The sequence below is a fragment of the Streptomyces kryoterrae genome, assembly GCF_054072135.1.
Genome location: NZ_CM133358.1, coordinates 1,334,227 through 1,351,703 on the forward strand (window position 1 = coordinate 1,334,227; position 17,477 = coordinate 1,351,703).

A 17,477-nucleotide genomic window follows, 5' to 3' on the forward strand; every position below is an offset into this window, starting at 1 on the left:
GAGCCGCAGACCGGATACCGCCCGTCCCGTACGAGCCGTCAGCGCGGCGGCATGTTGTACGGCGTCACCACCTGGATCGCGGACGGCAGGGTCGGGCCGGCCGGCGGCAGGGCGCCGTGGGCTCGCATGACTGTGCGACAGGCCTCGTGCATGTCCTGGCGGAGGTCGTGGTGCAGGACGCAGGACAGGCGGTGCTCGCGCAGGAGGCGGGTGTTGTCGTGGTCGAGGTCGTGGGCGACGAACACCGCGCACTCGCGTCCCAGGTCCTCGAAGGCCCGTAGCGTCGCGATGTTGCCGCCGCCGATCGAGTAGACCGCCCGGATGTCGGGGTCGCGTTGCAGGGCGTCGCGGACCAGGTCGTACTGGGTGGCGTCCAGGCCCTGACCCTCGGTGATCTCGACGAGGGCGCGCTCGGGGTGCCGGGCCCGCATGGCACCCCGGAAACCCATCTCGCGCTCCTCCTCGTTGCGGAAGAAGCCGCTGCTGAGGCTGGTGAGCACGTTGCCGGGGCGTTCGCCGAGCCACTGGCCCATGAGGTAGGCCGCGGTGGCGCCCGCGGCCCGGTTGTCGATGCCGACGTAGGCGAGGCGGGCGCTGGAGGGCAGGTCGGTCACCAGGGTGACGACCGGGATGCCGGCGGCCACCAGCCGGCCGACGGCGGCCGTGATCTCGGGCACGTCCGGTGCCTTGAGGATGACGCCCTGCGAACCGCGCCGGGCGACACGGTCGAGGGCCGCCACCAGTCCCGCCACCGGGCCGGTCTCACGGAAGTGGAAGCGGGAGCGCACGACGGCCGGGTGGAGGGCGGGCAGTTCGGCCTCCAGAGCGGCCCGGACTGCGGTGGAGAACCGCTCGGGCGTCTGCATCACGATGTCGATCATGAACGTACGGCCGACCAGCCGGACCTGGGTGCGCTGCCGGTCCAGGTCGGTGATGGCCTGCCGAACCTCCCGCCGGGTGCTCTCGCGCACGCCGCCCCGGCCGTTCAGGACGCGGTCGACGGTGGCCTCACTGAGGCCCGCCTGCCGCGCGATCTCCCGGATCGGATAGGGGTGGCCCATGGGAGGTTCCTCGGCTTCCGCTTGAGGGGTTTTTGATGGCTGCCTGCTGGTTGTTTGACGACTTTGTCATGACAACAATGACAGCATCCAGTCGTCGTGGATGACGTCGCGATATCGACGACATTGATGATGTTGATGACGTTGACGAGGTTGATGACCGAGAGAAGGACGACGATGTCCCTCACCGCCGCACAACGCCGCGCGTGGCTGTCCGAGCAGGACTGCGATCTCGACGCCTTCCGCGCCGAGGTCGAGCGGACGACCGACGCCGCCGACTACCCGTACGCGACCACCGTCCGCGGACACGTCCTCGTCTACGACAGTGAGCGGCTGCGCGCCGCCGTCATTACGCCGGGCGGGCGCCTGGAGGTCCTGGCGGAGCTGGTCCGGGCGCTCACCGACGGACCGGGCGTCGTGGTCCTCCAGCGGGCCTTCACCGAGCTGTCGGTCGTGGACCGGGCGACCGCCGCCTTCGAGGCGCTCATCGCCGACCAGCGCGCCGCCGGGACCGTCTCGGGCGACCACTTCGCCACGCCGGGGGCCAACGACCGGGTGTGGAACGCCCTCGAGAAGGCGGCCCTGCGCGCCCCGGAGGCGTTCGCCGACTACTACGCCAACGACATGATCGCCCTCGTCTCGACCGCCTGGCTCGGCCCCGGCTACCAGGTCACCTCGCAGATCAACGTGGTCAACCCCGGTGGCGCAGCGCAGAGCCCGCACCGCGACTACCACCTCGGCTTCCTGTCCGACGAGGCGGCAGCCGCGTACCCGGCGCATGTCCACCGGCTGTCCCCGGTACTGACCCTGCAGGGCGCGGTCGCCCACTGCGACATGCCCGTCGAGTCCGGCCCGACGCTGTACCTGCCGTACTCACAGTCGTACGAGCCCGGCTACCTGGCCTGGCGGCTCCCGGAGTTCAGGGCGTACTTCGACGCCCACCACGTGCAGCTGCCGCTGGCCAAGGGTGACGCGGTGTTCTTCAACCCGGCGCTCTTCCACGCGGCCGGCACCAACCGCTCCGCGGGCATCCGCCGGATGGCGAACCTCCTCCAGGTGTCCTCCGCCTTCGGCCGGGCCATGGAGACCGTGGACCGGGAGGCGATCGTGAACGCTGTCTACCCCGTGCTGCTCGCCCGCAAGGCCGAGGGAGCGAGCGGCGCGTGGCTGGAGGCGGTCGTCGCGGCCTCGGCCGAGGGCTACCCCTTCCCCACCAACCTCGACCGGGATCCGCCGGTCGACGGCCTGGCCCCGCCCTCGCAGGCGGACCTCGTACGGCGTGCGCTGCGCGAGGAGTGGATCCCCGAGGCGCTCCGCGAGGAACTGCGGGCCGGCGCCGAACGACGTGAGAGCTGAGGAACCGAACTCATGGGACTTCTCCAGGACAAGATCGTCCTCGTCAACGGCGGCAGCCAGGGCGTCGGGGCGGCCATCGCCCGCGCGGCCGTCCGTGAAGGTGCCGTCGTCGCGGTGACCGGGCGGCGCCCGGAACCGGGCGAGGCACTGGTCGCGGAGCTGACGGCGGCGGGCGGCAAGGCCATGTACGTACGCGCCGACCTCTCGGACGCCGAGCAGGCGAAGACGTCCGTGGGCGAGGTGATCGCCGCCCACGGCCGGATCGACTGCCTGGTCAACTCGGCGGGCCTGACCTCGCGCGGCACGCTGCTCGACACCACGCCCGAGCTGTTCGACGCGCACATCGCGATCAACCTCAAGGGCCCGTTCTTCGCCATGCAGGCGGCGGTGGCGGACATGGTAGCGCGCAAGGCGCCCGGCACGGTCGTCAACATCATCACGTCCTCGGCGCACGGCGGACAGCCCTTCCTGGCCCCGTACGTCGCCGCGAAGGCCGGGCTCATCGGCCTGACGCGCAACGCGGCGCACGCCCACCGGTGGGACCGGGTCCGTATCAACGGCCTGAACATCGGCTGGACCGCGACCGAGGGCGAGGACGCCACCCAGCGGGCCTTCCACGGAGCGGGCGACGACTGGCTCGACCAGGCAGCCGAACGCCTGCCCATGGGCAAGCTCGGTCAGCCGGACGAGATCGCCGACTTCGTGGTCCTCCTGCTCTCCGACCGGTCGGGCGTGGTCACCGGTTCGGTGATCGACTGGGACCAGAACGTCCTGGGCGGCCTGGACTGACCCTCCTTCCCTTTCTTCCTTTCCTTCTTTCCTCCCCTCGCAAGACACCCGCACCACTCCCAAGGAGCACCACAGCCCATGCGCATCGGAATCCTCGGCCTCGGCCGCATCGGCGCCTTCCACGCCGAGACCCTCTCCGGTCTCGACGCCGTCGACTCCCTCGTCGTCAGCGACCCGTTCGCGGAGGCCGCGAAGACCGCCGCCGAGCGCTTCGGCGCCCAGGTGGCGGACTCCCCCGAGGCCCTCCTCGCCGCCGGCGTCGACGGCATCGTGATCGCCGCCGCGACGGACGCCCACCCGGCCCTGATCCTCGCCGCCGTCGAGGCGGGTGTCCCGGTGTTCTGCGAGAAGCCGGTGGCCCGCACGATGGCCGAGGGTGTCGCGGTGCTGAACGCGGTCAAGGACAGCGGCGTCGAGATCCAGATCGGCTACAACCGGCGCTTCGACGCGGGCTTCGTCGCCGCGCGGGCCGCCGTGCGGAGCGGTGAGCTGGGCCAGTTGCACACCGTACGGTCAACGACACTGGACCCGGCGCCGCCGCCGGCCGCGTACATCGCCGCCTCCGGTGGCATCTTCCGGGACTGCTCGGTGCACGACTTCGACATCATCCGCTGGGTGACGGGCCGTGAGGTCACCGAGGTGTACGCGGTGGGCGCCAACAACGGCGCCGACTACATCAAGGAGGCGGGTGACGCCGACACCACCGGCGCGATCCTCACCCTGGACGACGGCACGATCGCCGTGGTCTCCAACTCCCGCCACAACGCCCGTGGTTACGACGTCCGCATGGAGATCCACGGCTTCCAGGACAGCATCGCCGTCGGCCTGGAGGACAAGCTCCCGCTGCGTTCCGTGGAGCCGGGCGTGACCTTCCCGGCGGGAGTCCCGCACGACTTCTTCATGGACCGCTTCATCCCCGCCTACCGCGCCGAACTGACGGCGTTCACGGAGGTCGTCGCGGGCACCCGTACGTCCCCGTGCACGGTCGCCGAGGCGCTGGAGGCGGGCTGGATCGCGGACGCGTGCACGCTGTCGCTCCAGGAGCACCGCCCGGTGCGCGTCGAGGACGTACGCACGGTCTGAGCAAGGCCAGTCGGACGGCCGGCCCGCGCTGTCAGCGGTACAGCGCGGGCCGTTCGACGAGTTCCACCTCGACACGCCGGCCCTCGGTCTGCGCGCGTACGCCGGCCTCGCAGACGGCGGCCACCGCGTAACCGTCCCAGACACCGGGGCCGGTGACCTCGCCGCGCCGGGTGGCGTCGACCCACGCCTGGACCTCACGGTCGTACGCGTCCTCGAACCGCTCGATGAAGTCCTGGGCGATGCTTCCGCCCCAGTGCCCGGCCGAGTTGACGACCATGCCATGACCGTCGCCGATCCGCGCGGTCCCGCGCTCGCAGACCACCTCGGCCCGCACCTGGTACCCGAAGCCGCAGTTGACGTTGATCTCGACGTCGACGATCGCACCGCCGTCGGTCTCCATCACGACGAACTGCGGATCCCGCAGACCCTCCGGCGCGTTCCCGGACGGCCTCGGACACAGGACAGTGACCGCGGTGATCTCCTGTCCGAGGAGCCACCGGGTCACGTCCATCTCGTGCACCACGGAGTCGTTGATGTGCATCGCGCTGGTCCACCAGGGCGGGGAGGCCACGTTGCGATGCCGGTTGTGCAGCATCAGCGGTCGGCCCAACCGCCCTGTGCCGAGCAGCGACTTGAGCTTCAGGTACTCGGCGTCGTACCGCCGCATGAACCCGACCTGGACGAGGCGGCGCCCCAGCCTCTGCTCGGCCTCCAGGACCCGCAGCGCGGAAGCCGCGTCGGGCGTGAGCGGCTTCTCGCACAAGACGGGCAGCTCCCGCTCGAACGCCGCGAGCAGGGCCGCCTCGTGAGCGGCCCCGGGCGAGGCGATGAGCACGGCGTCGACGTCGGGCGAGGCCATGGCGGCGAGCGGGTCGGTGTAGGTCGTACAGCCGTCGACGCCGGCAGCGACCAGTTCGGCGCGCTCGGGGTCGATGTCCACGACGGCGGTGACCCGGGCACCACTGGTGACTTCCTGGATCCGGCGAACGTGATCGGCACCCATCTTGCCGGTACCGATCACGAGCACGCCGAGCACGTCATGGTCTCTCACTGGAGAAGGGTGCCCCTTCGAGGCGCGGGAGGTCCAACCCACCTACGGGCTCGGGGCTGTGACCCTACGCGCCGCAGGACCGAAGGAACTGCCGGGTCCGCACCGCGATGGGCAACGGCCTGTCCGGTTCACACGGATACATGTCCTGCTCGACAATCGCGAACAGATCCACCCCGAGCTGCTGCGCCGCGGTCAGTACAGGCCCCAACTCCGGCACTCCAGACGGAGGTTCACACATGACTCCCCGCTGCACAGCCGGTCCGAAGGGCACCCCGCCCGCGACCACGTCGGCCAGGATCGCCGGGTCGACCTGCTTGAGGTGCAGGTACCCGATCCGCTCACCGTACGTCTCGATCAGCTTGACGCTGTCGCCCCCGCAGTAGGCGTAATGCCCGGTGTCGAGGCACAGGTTGACCACGCCGGAGTCCGTGGCGTCGAGGAACCGCTCCACGTGCGCCTCGGTGTCGATGTGGGTGTCCGCGTGCGGATGGACGACGATGTCCAGCCCGTACGTCTCCTTCACCTCGCGCCCGAGCCGTTCCATGCCCCGGGCGAGGTGACCCCACTGCTCGGCCGTCAGCTCCGGCGGCTCCAGGATCTCCGCGGTCTTGTCGTCCCGCCAGAACGAGGGGATGACGACCAGGTGCTTCGCGTCCATCGCCTGGGTGAGCGCGGCGACCTGGCTGACGTGCTCCCAGGTCGACTCCCACTCGGACGGACCCCGGTGCAGGCCGGTGAAGACCGTACCGGCCGACACCTTGAGGTCACGCTTGGCGATCTCGTCCGTCAGACGGGCCGGGTCGGTCGGCAGATAGCCGTACGGGCCCAGCTCGATCCAGCGGTAGCCGGCCTCGGAGACCTCGTCCAGGAAGCGTTCCCAGGGCACCTGTACCGGATCGTCGGGAAACCAGACACCCCAGGAGTCCGGCGCCGAGCCGACCCGGATGCGGTCGAGCGGAGTCGTCATGCCGTCGTCCCCTTCGAAGGGGACGCGACGGGCGCCTGGAGGTCCTCGACCTCGGGGAGCTTCTCGACGTCGACGCCTCGGACTTGGGCCAACTCGTGCTTGAGGGCTGCGAGTTCGGCGCCGCCGGCCATGTGGTTGGTGAGCTCTTCGAGGGTGACCTCGCTGCGGGCGGCGGAGAGTTCCATGGTGCCCAGGCGCAGGACGCTGAAGTGGTCGCCGACCATGTAGGCGTGGTGCGGGTTGTGGGTGATGAAGATGACGCCGAGGCCCTTGTCCCGGGCGGCGGCGATGTACTTCAGCACCACACCGGACTGCTTGACGCCGAGGGCGGCGGTGGGCTCGTCGAGGATGAGGACCCGTGCGCCGAAGTAGACGGCGCGGGCGATGGCCACGGACTGGCGCTGGCCGCCGGAGAGGGTGCCGATGGGCTGGTCGAGGTCGTCCAGGACGATGCCCATGTTGCGCAGTTCCGCGTCCGCGGTCTGCTTCATCTTCTCGATGTCGAGACGGCGTACGGGCCAGGGGCCCTTGGTCATCTCGGAGCCGAGGAAGAAGTTGCGCCACACCGGCATCAGGGGGACGGTCGCCAGGTCCTGGTAGACGGTGGCGATACCGGCGTCCAGCGCCTCACGGGGCGTACCGAAGTGGACCGGCTCACCGTCGACGAGCAACTCGCCCTCGGTGTGCTGGTGCAGCCCGGAGATGATTTTGATCAGCGTGGACTTGCCGGCGCCGTTGTCGCCCAGCACGCAGGTGACCTGGCCGGAGTGGACGGCGAGGTCGACGCCGTGCAGGGCTCGGATGTTGCCGTACGACTTGCCGGTGCCCCGCAGCTCGACGATCGGCGCGGCGTCTTTAGGCGAACTCTCCATCGTGAGTGTGCCGTTGGGAGAGGTTTCGTTGGTTGTCATCAGTTCACCTCCGGGTCGCCTGGCGGCGGACCCACAGATTGACGAGGGCGGCGACCAGGAGCATCACGCCGAGGAACGCCTTGAACCAGTCCGGGTTCCAGTTGGCGTAGACGATGCCCTGGGAGACCATGCCGAAGATGAAGGCACCGATGACCGAACCGATCGCGGAGCCGTAGCCGCCGGTCAGCAGGCAGCCGCCGATGACCGCGGCGATGATGTACAGGAACTCGCTGCCGACGCCCTCGCCGGACTGCACCGTGTTGAACGAGAACAGCAGGTGCATGCCCACGAACCAGGCACACGCGCCCACGCCCATGAACAGGGCGATCTTCGTGAAGTTCACCGGGACACCGACCGCGCGGGCCGAGTCCTTGCTGCCGCCGACCGCGAAGATCCAGTTGCCGAACTTGGTGCGCAGCAGCAGCCAGGTCGCGATCAGGGCGAACACCAGCCAGTACACGATCGTGATCTTGAAGCTGACGTCACCGATGGTGAACTCGGAGGCGAAGACCTTCTTGGCCTGGTCGAAACCCTGCATGTCGGCGATCGAGTCGCTCGCCACGTTCCCGGTGAAGACCTTCGTGACGGCGAGGTTGGCGCCCTGCAGGATCAGGAACGAGCCCAGGGTGACCAGGAAGCTCGGCAGACCGGTCTTGATCAGCAGCCAGCCGTTGAACGCGCCCACCGCGAGGGAGACGATCAGGGCGACGAAGACGCCGGTCCACACGTTCATCGACAGCTGGAAGCTGAGGATCGCGGCGGTCAGCGCCGAGGTCGTGACCGCGACACCGGCGGACAGGTCGAACTCCCCGCCGATCATCAACAGGGCCACCGGCAGCGCCATGATGCCCATGACGGACGCCTGGTAGAGCACCGTCGCCAGCGCGCTGGTCTCCCGGAAGGAGGGAGCCGCCGCGAAGAAGAACAGGTACACACCGATCGCCGCGATGAGGGCGCCCACCTCGGGGCGGCCGAGCAGCCTGCGCCCCAGGGACCGCTGGTTGGTGCGGCCGTCCTTCTGAGTCACCGGCGGAGCCGGCGGCGAGGAGCTCGCCGCCGGTGCCGTTGCCTGACTCGACATCACCGAGTGCCCTTGGCGGCGAACGCGGCGATCTTCTCGACGTTGGACTTGTCGACGAACGCCGGACCGGTCAGCACGGGCTGCTCACCGCCACCGCTGTAGTTGCCGTTGTTCTTGAAGAGCCACATCGAGTCGACGGCCAAGTAGCCCTGGAGGTAGGGCTGCTGGTCGACCGCGAACTGGATGTCGCCCTTCGTGATGGCGTCGGTCATCTCCTTGTTGAGGTCGAAGGTGGCGACCTTGGCCTTGCTGTTGGCGTCGCCCACCGACTGCACCGCGGTCAGCGCGTAGCTGGCGCCGAGCGCGACCACGTAGTCAATGGCCTTGTCCTGGTTGAGCTTCGCGGTGATCGTCGACTTCACTGACGGCATGTCGGTGCCGTTGACGTTGAGGACCTCCAGCGTGCCGGTGAACGTCTTCTTCACACCGTCGCAGCGCTGGGTGAGGCCGACGTTGCCCTGCTCCTGGATCACACAGACGGCCTTCTTGGAACCGAGCTCGTTCAGCTTCTTGCCGAACGCCTCGCCCGCGACGGACTCGTCCTGGCCGAAGAACTGCTGGAGGCCCAGCCGCTTCCAGTCGCTCAGGCCCGAGTTGAGGCCGACGACGGGGATGCCCGCCGCCGTCGCCTTGGCCACGACGTCCTTCATGGCGTCCGGCTTGGCCAGCGTGATGGCGATGCCGTCGACCTTCTGGTCGATCGCGTTCTGGACGAGGTTGGCCTGGTTGCCCGCGTTCGGGTCGGCCGAGTAGACGAGCTTGATGTTGTCCTTGTCCGCGGCGGCCTGGGCACCCTTGCGGACGATGTCCCAGAAGGTGTCGCCGGGCGCCTGGTGGGTGACCAGGGCGACGGTCATCCGCGGGGTGGTGGCCTTGCCCGCCGAAGCGTCGGCACCGCCGTCCTCGGACTTTTTGCCGCCGGAACTGCTGGAGCAGCCCGCGAGGACCAAGGCCGCTGCCGCGGCAGCGGCAACGACGGGGGCGATTCTGCGGGAGCGAGAAGAGCGGTCCATCTTTCCTGCACCTCACTGTGCGACCGGGGAGAGGGTGGGATCTCAGCGATCCCTGGCCCGGGTCCCGGAGGTCCGGGCCGTGTGCCGCGAACACGGCGGTCGTGCTGGGACCGAATCCAAATCCTTGGACATGTCCGCTGTCAATACTTTGTTAAGACATCATTTCACGAGCAGGTCAGAATGTAAGAACAAACGCTTGACAGCGTCGCCCTCCGAGTCCTACACCTGGGGAGACGACAGACCCCTCGGGACCGGCATCCTCCGCAGCTCGAAGGAGCATCGCATGACCGAGTCAGCCCCGCCCTTCGACCTGGTCACCATGGGCCGCATCGGAGTCGATCTTTATCCGCTGCAGTCCGGCGCACCGTTGACCCTAGTGCAGACGTTCGGAAAATCTCTCGGTGGGTCCGCCGCCAACGTCGCGGTCGCGGCGGCCCGTCTGGGCCGCTCCTCGGCCGTCGTCACCCGTACCGGCGCGGACGCCTTCGGCGACTATCTGCACCAGGCTCTGGGGGAGTTCGGGGTCGACGACCGCTGGGTCACACCGGTCGACGAACTGCCTACTCCGGTCACGTTCTGCGAGCTCTTCCCGCCGGACGATTTCCCGCTGTACTTCTACCGCCGGCCCACCGCACCTGACCTGCAGATACGTACCGACGAGCTGGATTTCTTCGGTATCAGGGCCGCGCGCGTCTTCTGGATCACCGGCACCGGCCTCAGCGAGGAACCGAGCCGCTCGGCCACACTCGCCGCCCTCAAGGCGCGCGACCGGGCGGCCATCACCGTGTTCGACCTGGACTGGCGACCGGCGCTCTGGAGCAGCGCGGCCTGGCGCGACCCGGAGGAAGCCCGCCCGTACTACGCCGAGGCCCTGCGCCACGCGACCGTGGCGGTGGGCAACCTCGACGAGTGCGAGATCGCCACCGGCGTACGCGAGCCGCACGCCTGTGCCGAGGCGTTGCTGGCGGCCGGGGTCGAGCTGGCCGTCGTCAAACAGGGCCCCAAGGGGGTACTGGCGATGCACCGTGACGGCACCACCGCCGAGGTCCCGCCGGTGCCCGTGGAGGTCGTCAACGGCCTGGGGGCAGGGGACGCGTTCGGCGGCGCCCTGTGCCACGGACTGCTCTCCGGCTGGGAGCTGGAGCGGACCATGCGGTACGCCAACGCGGCCGGCGCCCTCGTCGCCTCCCGTCTCGCCTGCTCGTCCGCGATGCCGACCGGGTCCGAGGTCGACGACCTCATCGCGAGCGGATCGCCCCGATGAGCGAACTCCGCACCGCGACGATCCCGGGGGCGCCCGAACGGGCGACCCGTACCCCTGAACGGAGCCTGTCTTGACCATCAGCATCGCCGGCCTCGCCACGGTCAGGGCCCGGCACCCGGAGGCCGTCGCGGAGGCCGCCGCCCGCCGGGTACGGCGACCGCTGATCGGCGACAGCGGGCGGCTCATGATCGTGGCCGCCGACCATCCGGCGCGCGGCGCCCTGGGCGTCGGCGACCGCCGGCTCGCCATGGCCAACCGCGCCGACCTGCTGGAACGCCTGTGTACGGCGCTGTCGCGGCCCGGTGTGGACGGCGTGCTGGCCACCGCCGACATCCTGGACGACCTGCTGCTCCTCGGGGTGCTGGACGGCAAGGTCGTCATGGGGTCGATGAACCGCGGCGGGCTGGCCGGCGCGGTCTTCGAGATGGACGACCGCTTCACCGGGCACCGCGCCCAGGACATCGCCCGGCTCCGCTTCGACGCGGGCAAGCTGCTGGTGCGCATCAACTACGACGACCCGGGCTCGCTCACCACCCTGGAGTCCACCGCCCGGGCCGTGGACGAGATGGCGGCGCGCCAACTGCCTTTGTTCGTCGAGCCGTTCATCTCGCGCCGGGTCGACGGCCGGGTGCGCAGCGATCTGTCCGCCGAGGCGGTCACCCGCTCGATCGCCATAGCGTCGGGGCTCGGCGGCACCTCCGCCTACACCTGGCTGAAACTCCCCGTGACCGACGACCCGGACGACATGGCCGAGGTGCTGGAGACGTCGACGCTGCCCGCCGTGCTGCTGGGCGGCGAGGTCGGCGACGACCAGGAGGGCGCGTACGAGCGCTGGCGCAAGGCGCTGCGGCTGCCGACCGTGCAGGGGCTGGTCGTGGGCCGGTCGCTGCTCTACCCGTCTTCGGGCAGTGTGGACTCAGCCGTGGACACGGCGGTGGGACTGCTGTGAACCGAATCAACAGCGGGACAGTCAACAGCGGCACCGCTGTGAATCGAAGTGACAAAGGCATGGCCGTGAACAGGGTCAACACAGGACCCGCTGTGAACAGGAGCGACAGATCATGACCACCGCCTACCACCTCCCGGCCGGCAAGGCTCTCGGCGGCCCGTACGTCGTCGACGTCACCCCCGAGAAGGCCGGCTGGGGCTACTCCAGCCTCCGGGTGCTGGAGCTGCCCCCGGGCGGCTCGCACGCCTTCTCCACCGGCGACAGCGAGTGGATCGCGCTGTCCCTTAACGGCGCCTGCACGGTCGACACGACCGACGATTTCGGCCACTCCACCTTCGAGGTGCACGGCCGCGACAGCGTGTTCAGCGGCGTCAGCGACTTCGTGTACATGCCCCGTGACGCGCGTACGACCATCACCTCCGCCGAGGGCGGGCGCTTCGCGCTCACCGGCGCGCGCTGCACCCGACGGCTGCCCGCCCGCTACGGGCCCGCCTCCTCCGTCCCCGTGGAGCTGCGCGGCACCGGGAACTCCTCCCGGCAGGTCAACAACTTCGGCGCGGCCGGCGTCTTCGAGTGCGACAAGCTGATCGCCGTCGAGGTGATCACACCGGGCGGGAACTGGTCGTCCTTCCCGCCGCACAAGCACGACGAGCACCGGCCCGGCGAGGAGTCCGTCCTCGAGGAGATCTACTACTTCGAGTTCGCCGACCACGAAGGCACGCCCGGCCTCGGCTACCAGCGGGTGTCCCCGTCCGGCCAGGGCCGCAACACGGATGTGCTGGCCGAGGTGCGCGGCGGGGACGTCGTCCTCATTCCCGACGGCTGGCACGGGCCCTCCATGGCCGTGCCGGGCCACCACATGTACTACCTCAACGTCATGGCAGGCCCCGAGGCCGACCGCGCCTGGCTGATCTGCGACCACCCCGATCACGCCTGGGTCCGCGGCACCTGGCCCGAGCAGCCCGTCGACCCCCGTCTGCCCCTCTACACGGCCCCGGAGAAGTCCTGATGAGCACCACCCCTGTCCGCCGTCTGACCGTCGCCCAGGCGCTGGTGCGGTTCCTGTCCGTCCAGTACACCGAGCGTGACGGCGTACGCCACCGGCTGATCGCCGGCACCTGGGGCATTTTCGGCCACGGCAATGTGGCGGGCCTCGGTCAGGCGCTTCTGGAGGCCGGCGAGGACGCGATGCCGTTCCACCAGGGCCGCAACGAGCAGGCGATGGTCCACGCGGCCGTCGGTTACGCCCGTCAGCTGAACCGGCTCTCGACGCAGGCCGTCACCACGTCCATCGGCCCGGGCGCCACCAACCTCGTCACCGGCGCCGCACTCGCGACGATCAACCGCCTTCCGGTGCTCCTGCTCCCCGGCGACTACTTCGCGACGCGCACCGCGGACCCACTGCTCCAGCAGCTGGAGCACCCGGTCGAGGCCGACCTGTCCGTCAACGACACGCTGCGCCCGGTCTCGCGCTACTTCGACCGGGTGACCCGCCCCGAGGCGCTGATCCCGTCCGCGCTGAACGCCGTACGTGTCCTCACGGACCCGGTGGAGACCGGTGCGGTCACCCTCTCTCTGCCGCAGGACGTGCAGGCGGAGGCGTACGACTGGCCGGAGGAGTTCTTCGCCGAGCGCGTCTGGCACGTCCGGCGTCCCGCGCCCGACCCGTACGAGCTGGCCGAGGCGGTCAGGGCCGTCCGGGCCGCCGAACGCCCGCTGATCGTCGCGGGCGGCGGAATCCACCACAGCCAGGCCGAGGAGGCGCTGAAGGCGCTGGTGGACGCCACCGGCATCCCCGTCGCGTCCACCCAGGCCGGCAAGGGTTCCCTGCGCTACGACCACCCCGCCGACCTGGGCGGCATCGGCCACACCGGTACGGCCGTCAGCGACGACCTGGCCCGCACCGCCGATCTGATCATCGGCGTCGGCACCCGCTACACCGACTTCACGACGGCCTCGAACACTCTGTTCCAGAATCCGGCCGTGCGGTTCCTCAACCTCAACGTCGCCGCGTTCGACGCCCACAAGCTGGCGGCGCGGACGCTGGTCTGCGACGCCAGGGCGGGCCTCACGGCGTTGACGGAGGCGCTGTCCGGCCACCGTGTGAACTCGGCTTACGAGACCGAGTACGGCGTCGGCAAGGAACGCTGGGAGCAGGTTGTCGACGCCGCGTTCACCGCCGCGGACCACTCCGCCGTGCCCACCCAGACACAGGTGCTGGGCGCCCTGGACTCGGTCGTCGGCGACGACGACGTGATCATCAACGCGGCCGGTTCGCTCCCGGGCGACCTGCACAAGCTGTGGCGGGCCCGCAGCCCCCGCCAGTACCACCTGGAGTACGGCTACTCCTGCATGGGCTACGAGATCCCGGCCGGGATCGGCGTCCAGCAGGCCGCCCCGGACACACCCGTCTGGTCGCTGGTCGGCGACGGCACCTATCTGATGATGCCGACCGAGATCGTCACCGCCGTCCAGGAGGGCCTGCCGGTCAACCTGGTCCTCATCCAGAACCACGGCTACGCCTCCATCGGCGGCCTCTCCGAGTCGGTCGGCGGTGAGCGCTTCGGCACCCCCTACCGCTACCGGGCCGCCGACGGCACCTTCACCGGGGACCCGCTGCCCGTCGACCTCGCGGCCAACGCGGCCAGCCTCGGCATGGACGTCCTGCGCGCCAAGACCGTCGGCGAGCTGCGCACAGCTCTGGCGACGGCCCGCGCCTCGGACCGGCCGACCTGTGTGTACGTCGAGACCGATCCGGCACCGACCTCTCCCCCGGCGGAGGCCTGGTGGGACGTACCGGTCGCCGAGACCGCCGCCCGCGAGTCCGCCGTACGGGCCCGCGAGGAGTACGACCGCCAGGTCGCCGACCGCCGACGGCATCTCTGACCTCCCGGTGGACGGCGGTATCAACCTCGTTCTCCCCAGCCGCTCCTGACACATCGTCATCGCATGAAGGAAATGAAGGGAGGTGCCCCGGTGGCGACACCCCGTGATCGTGCCCGTGCGGTGTCCGGCTCCCCGCTCGACACCCTGGGCTTCACGCTGGACCGCTCCAGCCCGGTTCCGCTCTACTACCAGCTCGCTCAGCAGCTGGAGGCGGCGATCGAGCACGGGGTCCTGGCGCCGGGCAATCTCCTGGGCAACGAGATCGACCTGTCGGTCCGTCTGGGCCTGTCCCGGCCCACGGTCCGCCAGGCGATCCAGTCCCTGGTGGACAAGGGTCTGCTGGTACGCCGACGAGGTGTCGGTACGCAGGTGGTGCACAGCCAGGTCAAGCGTCCGCTCGAACTGAGCAGTCTGTACGACGACCTGGAGTCGGCCGGACAGGGGCCCACCACGCGGGTCCTGCGCAACGAGCGGCAGCCGGCGTCGGCCGAGGTCGCCGCGGCCCTCGGGGTGAAGGAGGGCGGCGAGGTCGTCGTGCTGGAGCGGCTGCGCTGCACACACGGCGAGCCGATGGCGTTCCTGTGCAACTATCTGCCCTCGGGACTCCTCGAACTGGACGGCGCCCGGCTGGAGTCGACGGGCCTGTACCGGATGATGCGCACCGCGGGCATCACCCTGCACAGCGCCCGCCAGACCGTCGGCGCCCGCTCCGCCACGGCGGCGGAGGCCAAACGCCTGGAGGAGCCGGAGGGTGCCGCCCTGCTCACCATGCAGCGCACGGCGTACGACGACACCGGACGGGCCGTGGAGTTCGGCACGCACATCTACCGGGCGTCGCGCTACGCCTTCGACTTCCAGCTGCTGATGCGCCCCTGAGGCGGCCCCCGCCCCTGTTCCCGTTGCCTTTCCCGTCCCTTCGTACTTCGTACGGCTATCGGGAACAGGGGCGTCCCGGGTACTCCGCGCTCTCCGGCACGCCCGCCGCGCGCATGCGGCGCAGCACCTCGCCCCGGATCGCCTCGTCGTCGATGTAGAGGGGGCAGTTGACGTCCCGGTCGAACACCAGGACGTCCCCGGCGGTGTCCCAGAGCACCCATCGGGGTGCGTGGGGCGAGTCCTGCCACAGCTGGGTGTACTCGCCGATGACGTCCGTCGTCGGAGCGCTCACAGCGTTCCCTCCTCGTTCTCCCTGCCGTCGACGAGTGTCGCCACGACCTCGATGTCCCCGATGCGCGAGCTGTCGACGCTTCGGGGGTCGTCTCCCAGCACGACCAGATCGGCACGCTTTCCGGGCGTGACGCTGCCGGCGCTGTCCTCCCAGTGGCAGGCGTAGGCTCCGTCGACGGTGTACGCGCGCAGCGCCTCATCGACGGTGACGCCCTCGTCCGGCCCGATCAACCGGCCTGACAGCGAAGCCCGTTCGACCATGAACTGCACGGCACGCAGCGGCGACCCGTCCGCCACCGGCCGGTCGGAACTCCCCACCAGCCGGATGCCGTGCTCCAGGAATCCCCGCCCCCGGTACAGCCAGGGCGCCCGCTCCTCCCCCATGATCGACGCGTAGTCGTCGCCGAAGTACCGCAGGAAGTTGGGCTGTACGACGGCTGTCGCACCGAGCCGTGCCAGCCGGGGCAGTTGGTCGGGCCGGATCAGTCCGGCGTGTTCGATCCGGTGCCGGGCGCCCGGCCGGGGCCGCAGCCGCTGCGCCTCCTCCAGCGCGTCCAGCGCGACGTCGGCAGCGCGGTCGCCGATGGCGTGCACGGCGAGCTGCCAGCCCGCGAGATGCCCGTCCACGATGGTCCGCTTGAGGAGTTCGGGATCCTCCTGCAACTGCCCTGCGGTGTCCAGCCCTTGGTAGGGGCTGGTGAGCGCGGCGGTACGGGCCATCATGCCGCCGTCGGTGTACACCTTCAGCGCGCCGACGGACAGCCAGTCGTCGCCGAAGCCGGTACGCAGCCCGAGGTCGAGGGCTCGCGGGATGCGGTCGGCCTCGTGGGCGGTGACTGAGTGCAGTCGGTCGGCGGCCACCATCAGCTGGACCCGCAGAGGCAACAGGCCGCGTTCCCGTGCAAGTTGGTAGGCGCCCAGCTCGACCGGGCTGTTGCCGAGCAGGGCGCCGCCGATGCCCGCCTCGGCGCACGCGGTGACGCCCTCGGCCAGACAGGCCCGGGCGGCCCGTCCGATCGCCTCCGCCAACTCCACCTGGGAGTGCGGCAGTCGGAGCGCCCGGGCCGCGCCCATGGCCCCCTCGGCGAGGAATGCGCCCTCGTGCGGGACCACGCCGGGCAGCAGTTCCAGCACCGGGCTGCTGACCGCGCAGCCGTGTCCGGAGTCGTGCATGAGCAGCACTTTGCGCCCACTGGCGGCCTTGTCCAGCTCGGCGAGGGTCAGATGCCGGCCGAGCCCCCGCTGGTCGTACCCCGCGACGTCCACCCAGCCGCCGGGCGGTACCTGCGCCGCGGCCTCCGCCACGACCGCCAGTACGTCCTCGACCCGGACGCAGGGCGCGACCGTGGGCGTGGCCGCCTTGAACCCCGTCCAGGCGAGGTGCACATGGCTGTCGATGAACCCGGGCAGCACGGTGGCGCCCTGGAGGTCGATCACCCGCTGCGCGGGCAGCCCGGTCACCGCCTCGTCCAGGCCGACGATCCGGCCCCGCCAGATGCCCAGGTCGTGGGCGACGGGGTGGTCGGGGTCCATGGTGAGGACGCGGGCGTTGGTCAGTCGGGTGGTGAGCATGGGAGTCAGTTCCTCGTTCCGGGGCCGAAGGGCGAGCGCATCCCTTCTGGACCGATCGTGGCTCAGCCGGTCCGCTCCATGCGTTCCGCCAGGCTCCTGGGCCGCATGTCCGTCCAGTTGGTCTCGATGTGGTCAAGGCATTCCTGGCGGGGCGCCGGGCCGTGGACGACGGTCCAGCCGGCCGGTACGTCGACGAAGTCGGGCCACAGGCTGTGCTGGCCCTCGTCGTTGACGAGCACGGAGTAGACGCCGTCGGGGTTCTCGAAGGGGTTGGTGCTGCTGCCGCTCATGCGGGTCCTCCTTGGTTGGGGTGGATGACTGGGGCCGGTG

At 70.2% G+C, this 17,477-nt stretch carries 17 protein-coding genes; 8 read left to right on the forward strand and 9 right to left on the reverse strand.

Features of this window, described 5'->3' with window-relative positions:
• Positions 1 to 38: 38 nt before the first annotated feature.
• Positions 39 to 1,061, reverse strand: coding sequence for a LacI family DNA-binding transcriptional regulator (locus ACW4TU_RS05520; protein ID WP_457425177.1), 1,023 nt, complete (start codon positions 1,059 to 1,061; stop codon positions 39 to 41).
• A gap of 174 nt (positions 1,062 to 1,235) precedes the next feature.
• Between ACW4TU_RS05520 and ACW4TU_RS05525 the strand changes: the two genes are divergently transcribed.
• From ACW4TU_RS05525 to ACW4TU_RS05535, 3 genes are all read left to right on the forward strand, one after another.
• Complete coding sequence (locus ACW4TU_RS05525) at positions 1,236 to 2,414, forward strand: phytanoyl-CoA dioxygenase family protein (RefSeq protein ID WP_457430723.1); 1,179 nt, start codon at positions 1,236 to 1,238, stop codon at positions 2,412 to 2,414.
• Between the two features lie 12 nt (positions 2,415 to 2,426).
• A complete protein-coding gene (locus ACW4TU_RS05530) occupies positions 2,427 to 3,203 on the forward strand; it encodes an SDR family oxidoreductase (RefSeq protein ID WP_457425179.1) in 777 nt (258 codons plus the stop codon).
• Positions 3,204 to 3,281: 78 nt separating this feature from the next.
• On the forward strand, positions 3,282 to 4,286 hold the full coding sequence (locus tag ACW4TU_RS05535) for a Gfo/Idh/MocA family protein (protein ID WP_457425181.1): 1,005 nt from the start codon (positions 3,282 to 3,284) through the stop codon (positions 4,284 to 4,286).
• 31 nt (positions 4,287 to 4,317) lie between these two features.
• Here the strand turns inward: ACW4TU_RS05535 and ACW4TU_RS05540 are convergent, their stop codons facing one another.
• From ACW4TU_RS05540 to ACW4TU_RS05560, 5 genes are all read right to left on the reverse strand, one after another.
• Positions 4,318 to 5,289 carry a Gfo/Idh/MocA family protein gene (locus tag ACW4TU_RS05540; protein ID WP_457430725.1) on the reverse strand — a complete coding sequence of 324 codons (972 nt, stop codon included), beginning with the start codon at positions 5,287 to 5,289 and terminating at the stop codon, positions 4,318 to 4,320.
• Positions 5,290 to 5,401: 112 nt separating this feature from the next.
• Positions 5,402 to 6,304, reverse strand: coding sequence for a sugar phosphate isomerase/epimerase family protein (locus ACW4TU_RS05545; protein ID WP_457425183.1), 903 nt, complete (start codon positions 6,302 to 6,304; stop codon positions 5,402 to 5,404).
• Complete coding sequence (locus tag ACW4TU_RS05550; RefSeq protein ID WP_457425185.1) at positions 6,301 to 7,215, reverse strand: ATP-binding cassette domain-containing protein; 915 nt, start codon at positions 7,213 to 7,215, stop codon at positions 6,301 to 6,303. The genes ACW4TU_RS05545 and ACW4TU_RS05550 overlap by 4 nt, the downstream gene beginning before the upstream one ends.
• A gap of 4 nt (positions 7,216 to 7,219) precedes the next feature.
• On the reverse strand, positions 7,220 to 8,296 hold the full coding sequence (locus ACW4TU_RS05555; RefSeq protein ID WP_457425187.1) for an ABC transporter permease: 1,077 nt from the start codon (positions 8,294 to 8,296) through the stop codon (positions 7,220 to 7,222).
• Positions 8,296 to 9,309, reverse strand: coding sequence for a substrate-binding domain-containing protein (locus ACW4TU_RS05560; RefSeq protein ID WP_457425190.1), 1,014 nt, complete (start codon positions 9,307 to 9,309; stop codon positions 8,296 to 8,298). The genes ACW4TU_RS05555 and ACW4TU_RS05560 overlap by 1 nt, the downstream gene beginning before the upstream one ends.
• A 283-nt stretch (positions 9,310 to 9,592) precedes the next feature.
• On the opposite strand from ACW4TU_RS05560, the gene iolC reads away from it, so the two are divergent.
• The 5 genes from iolC (at position 9,593) to ACW4TU_RS05585 (ending at position 15,284) form a co-directional block, all read left to right on the forward strand.
• The gene (gene iolC / locus ACW4TU_RS05565; protein WP_457425192.1) at positions 9,593 to 10,573 is read left to right on the forward strand and encodes a 5-dehydro-2-deoxygluconokinase; all 981 of its coding nucleotides are present in this window, start codon (positions 9,593 to 9,595) and stop codon (positions 10,571 to 10,573) included.
• A 70-nt stretch (positions 10,574 to 10,643) separates the two neighbouring features.
• Complete coding sequence (locus ACW4TU_RS05570) at positions 10,644 to 11,522, forward strand: Cgl0159 family (beta/alpha)8-fold protein (protein ID WP_457425194.1); 879 nt, start codon at positions 10,644 to 10,646, stop codon at positions 11,520 to 11,522.
• Positions 11,523 to 11,634: 112 nt separating this feature from the next.
• Complete coding sequence (gene iolB, locus ACW4TU_RS05575) at positions 11,635 to 12,531, forward strand: 5-deoxy-glucuronate isomerase (protein WP_457425196.1); 897 nt, start codon at positions 11,635 to 11,637, stop codon at positions 12,529 to 12,531.
• Positions 12,531 to 14,408, forward strand: coding sequence for a 3D-(3,5/4)-trihydroxycyclohexane-1,2-dione acylhydrolase (decyclizing) (gene iolD, locus ACW4TU_RS05580; protein WP_457425198.1), 1,878 nt, complete (start codon positions 12,531 to 12,533; stop codon positions 14,406 to 14,408). The genes iolB and iolD overlap by 1 nt, the downstream gene beginning before the upstream one ends.
• Positions 14,409 to 14,480: 72 nt before the next feature.
• Complete coding sequence (locus ACW4TU_RS05585; protein ID WP_457430726.1) at positions 14,481 to 15,284, forward strand: GntR family transcriptional regulator; 804 nt, start codon at positions 14,481 to 14,483, stop codon at positions 15,282 to 15,284.
• 55 nt (positions 15,285 to 15,339) lie between these two features.
• Here ACW4TU_RS05585 and ACW4TU_RS05590 read toward each other — a convergent pair whose 3' ends face one another.
• The 3 genes from ACW4TU_RS05590 to ACW4TU_RS05600 form a co-directional block, all read right to left on the reverse strand.
• Positions 15,340 to 15,576 (reverse strand): hypothetical protein, encoded by a 237-nt coding sequence (locus ACW4TU_RS05590; RefSeq protein ID WP_164313452.1) that lies wholly within the window; start codon positions 15,574 to 15,576, stop codon positions 15,340 to 15,342.
• Entirely contained in the window at positions 15,573 to 17,147 is a 1,575-nt protein-coding gene (locus ACW4TU_RS05595) for an amidohydrolase (RefSeq protein WP_457425200.1), read from the reverse strand. Before ACW4TU_RS05595 ends, ACW4TU_RS05590 begins: the two co-directional genes overlap by 4 nt.
• A 62-nt stretch (positions 17,148 to 17,209) precedes the next feature.
• Positions 17,210 to 17,437, reverse strand: coding sequence for an MbtH family protein (locus ACW4TU_RS05600; protein WP_457425202.1), 228 nt, complete (start codon positions 17,435 to 17,437; stop codon positions 17,210 to 17,212).
• Positions 17,438 to 17,477 lie beyond the last annotated feature (40 nt).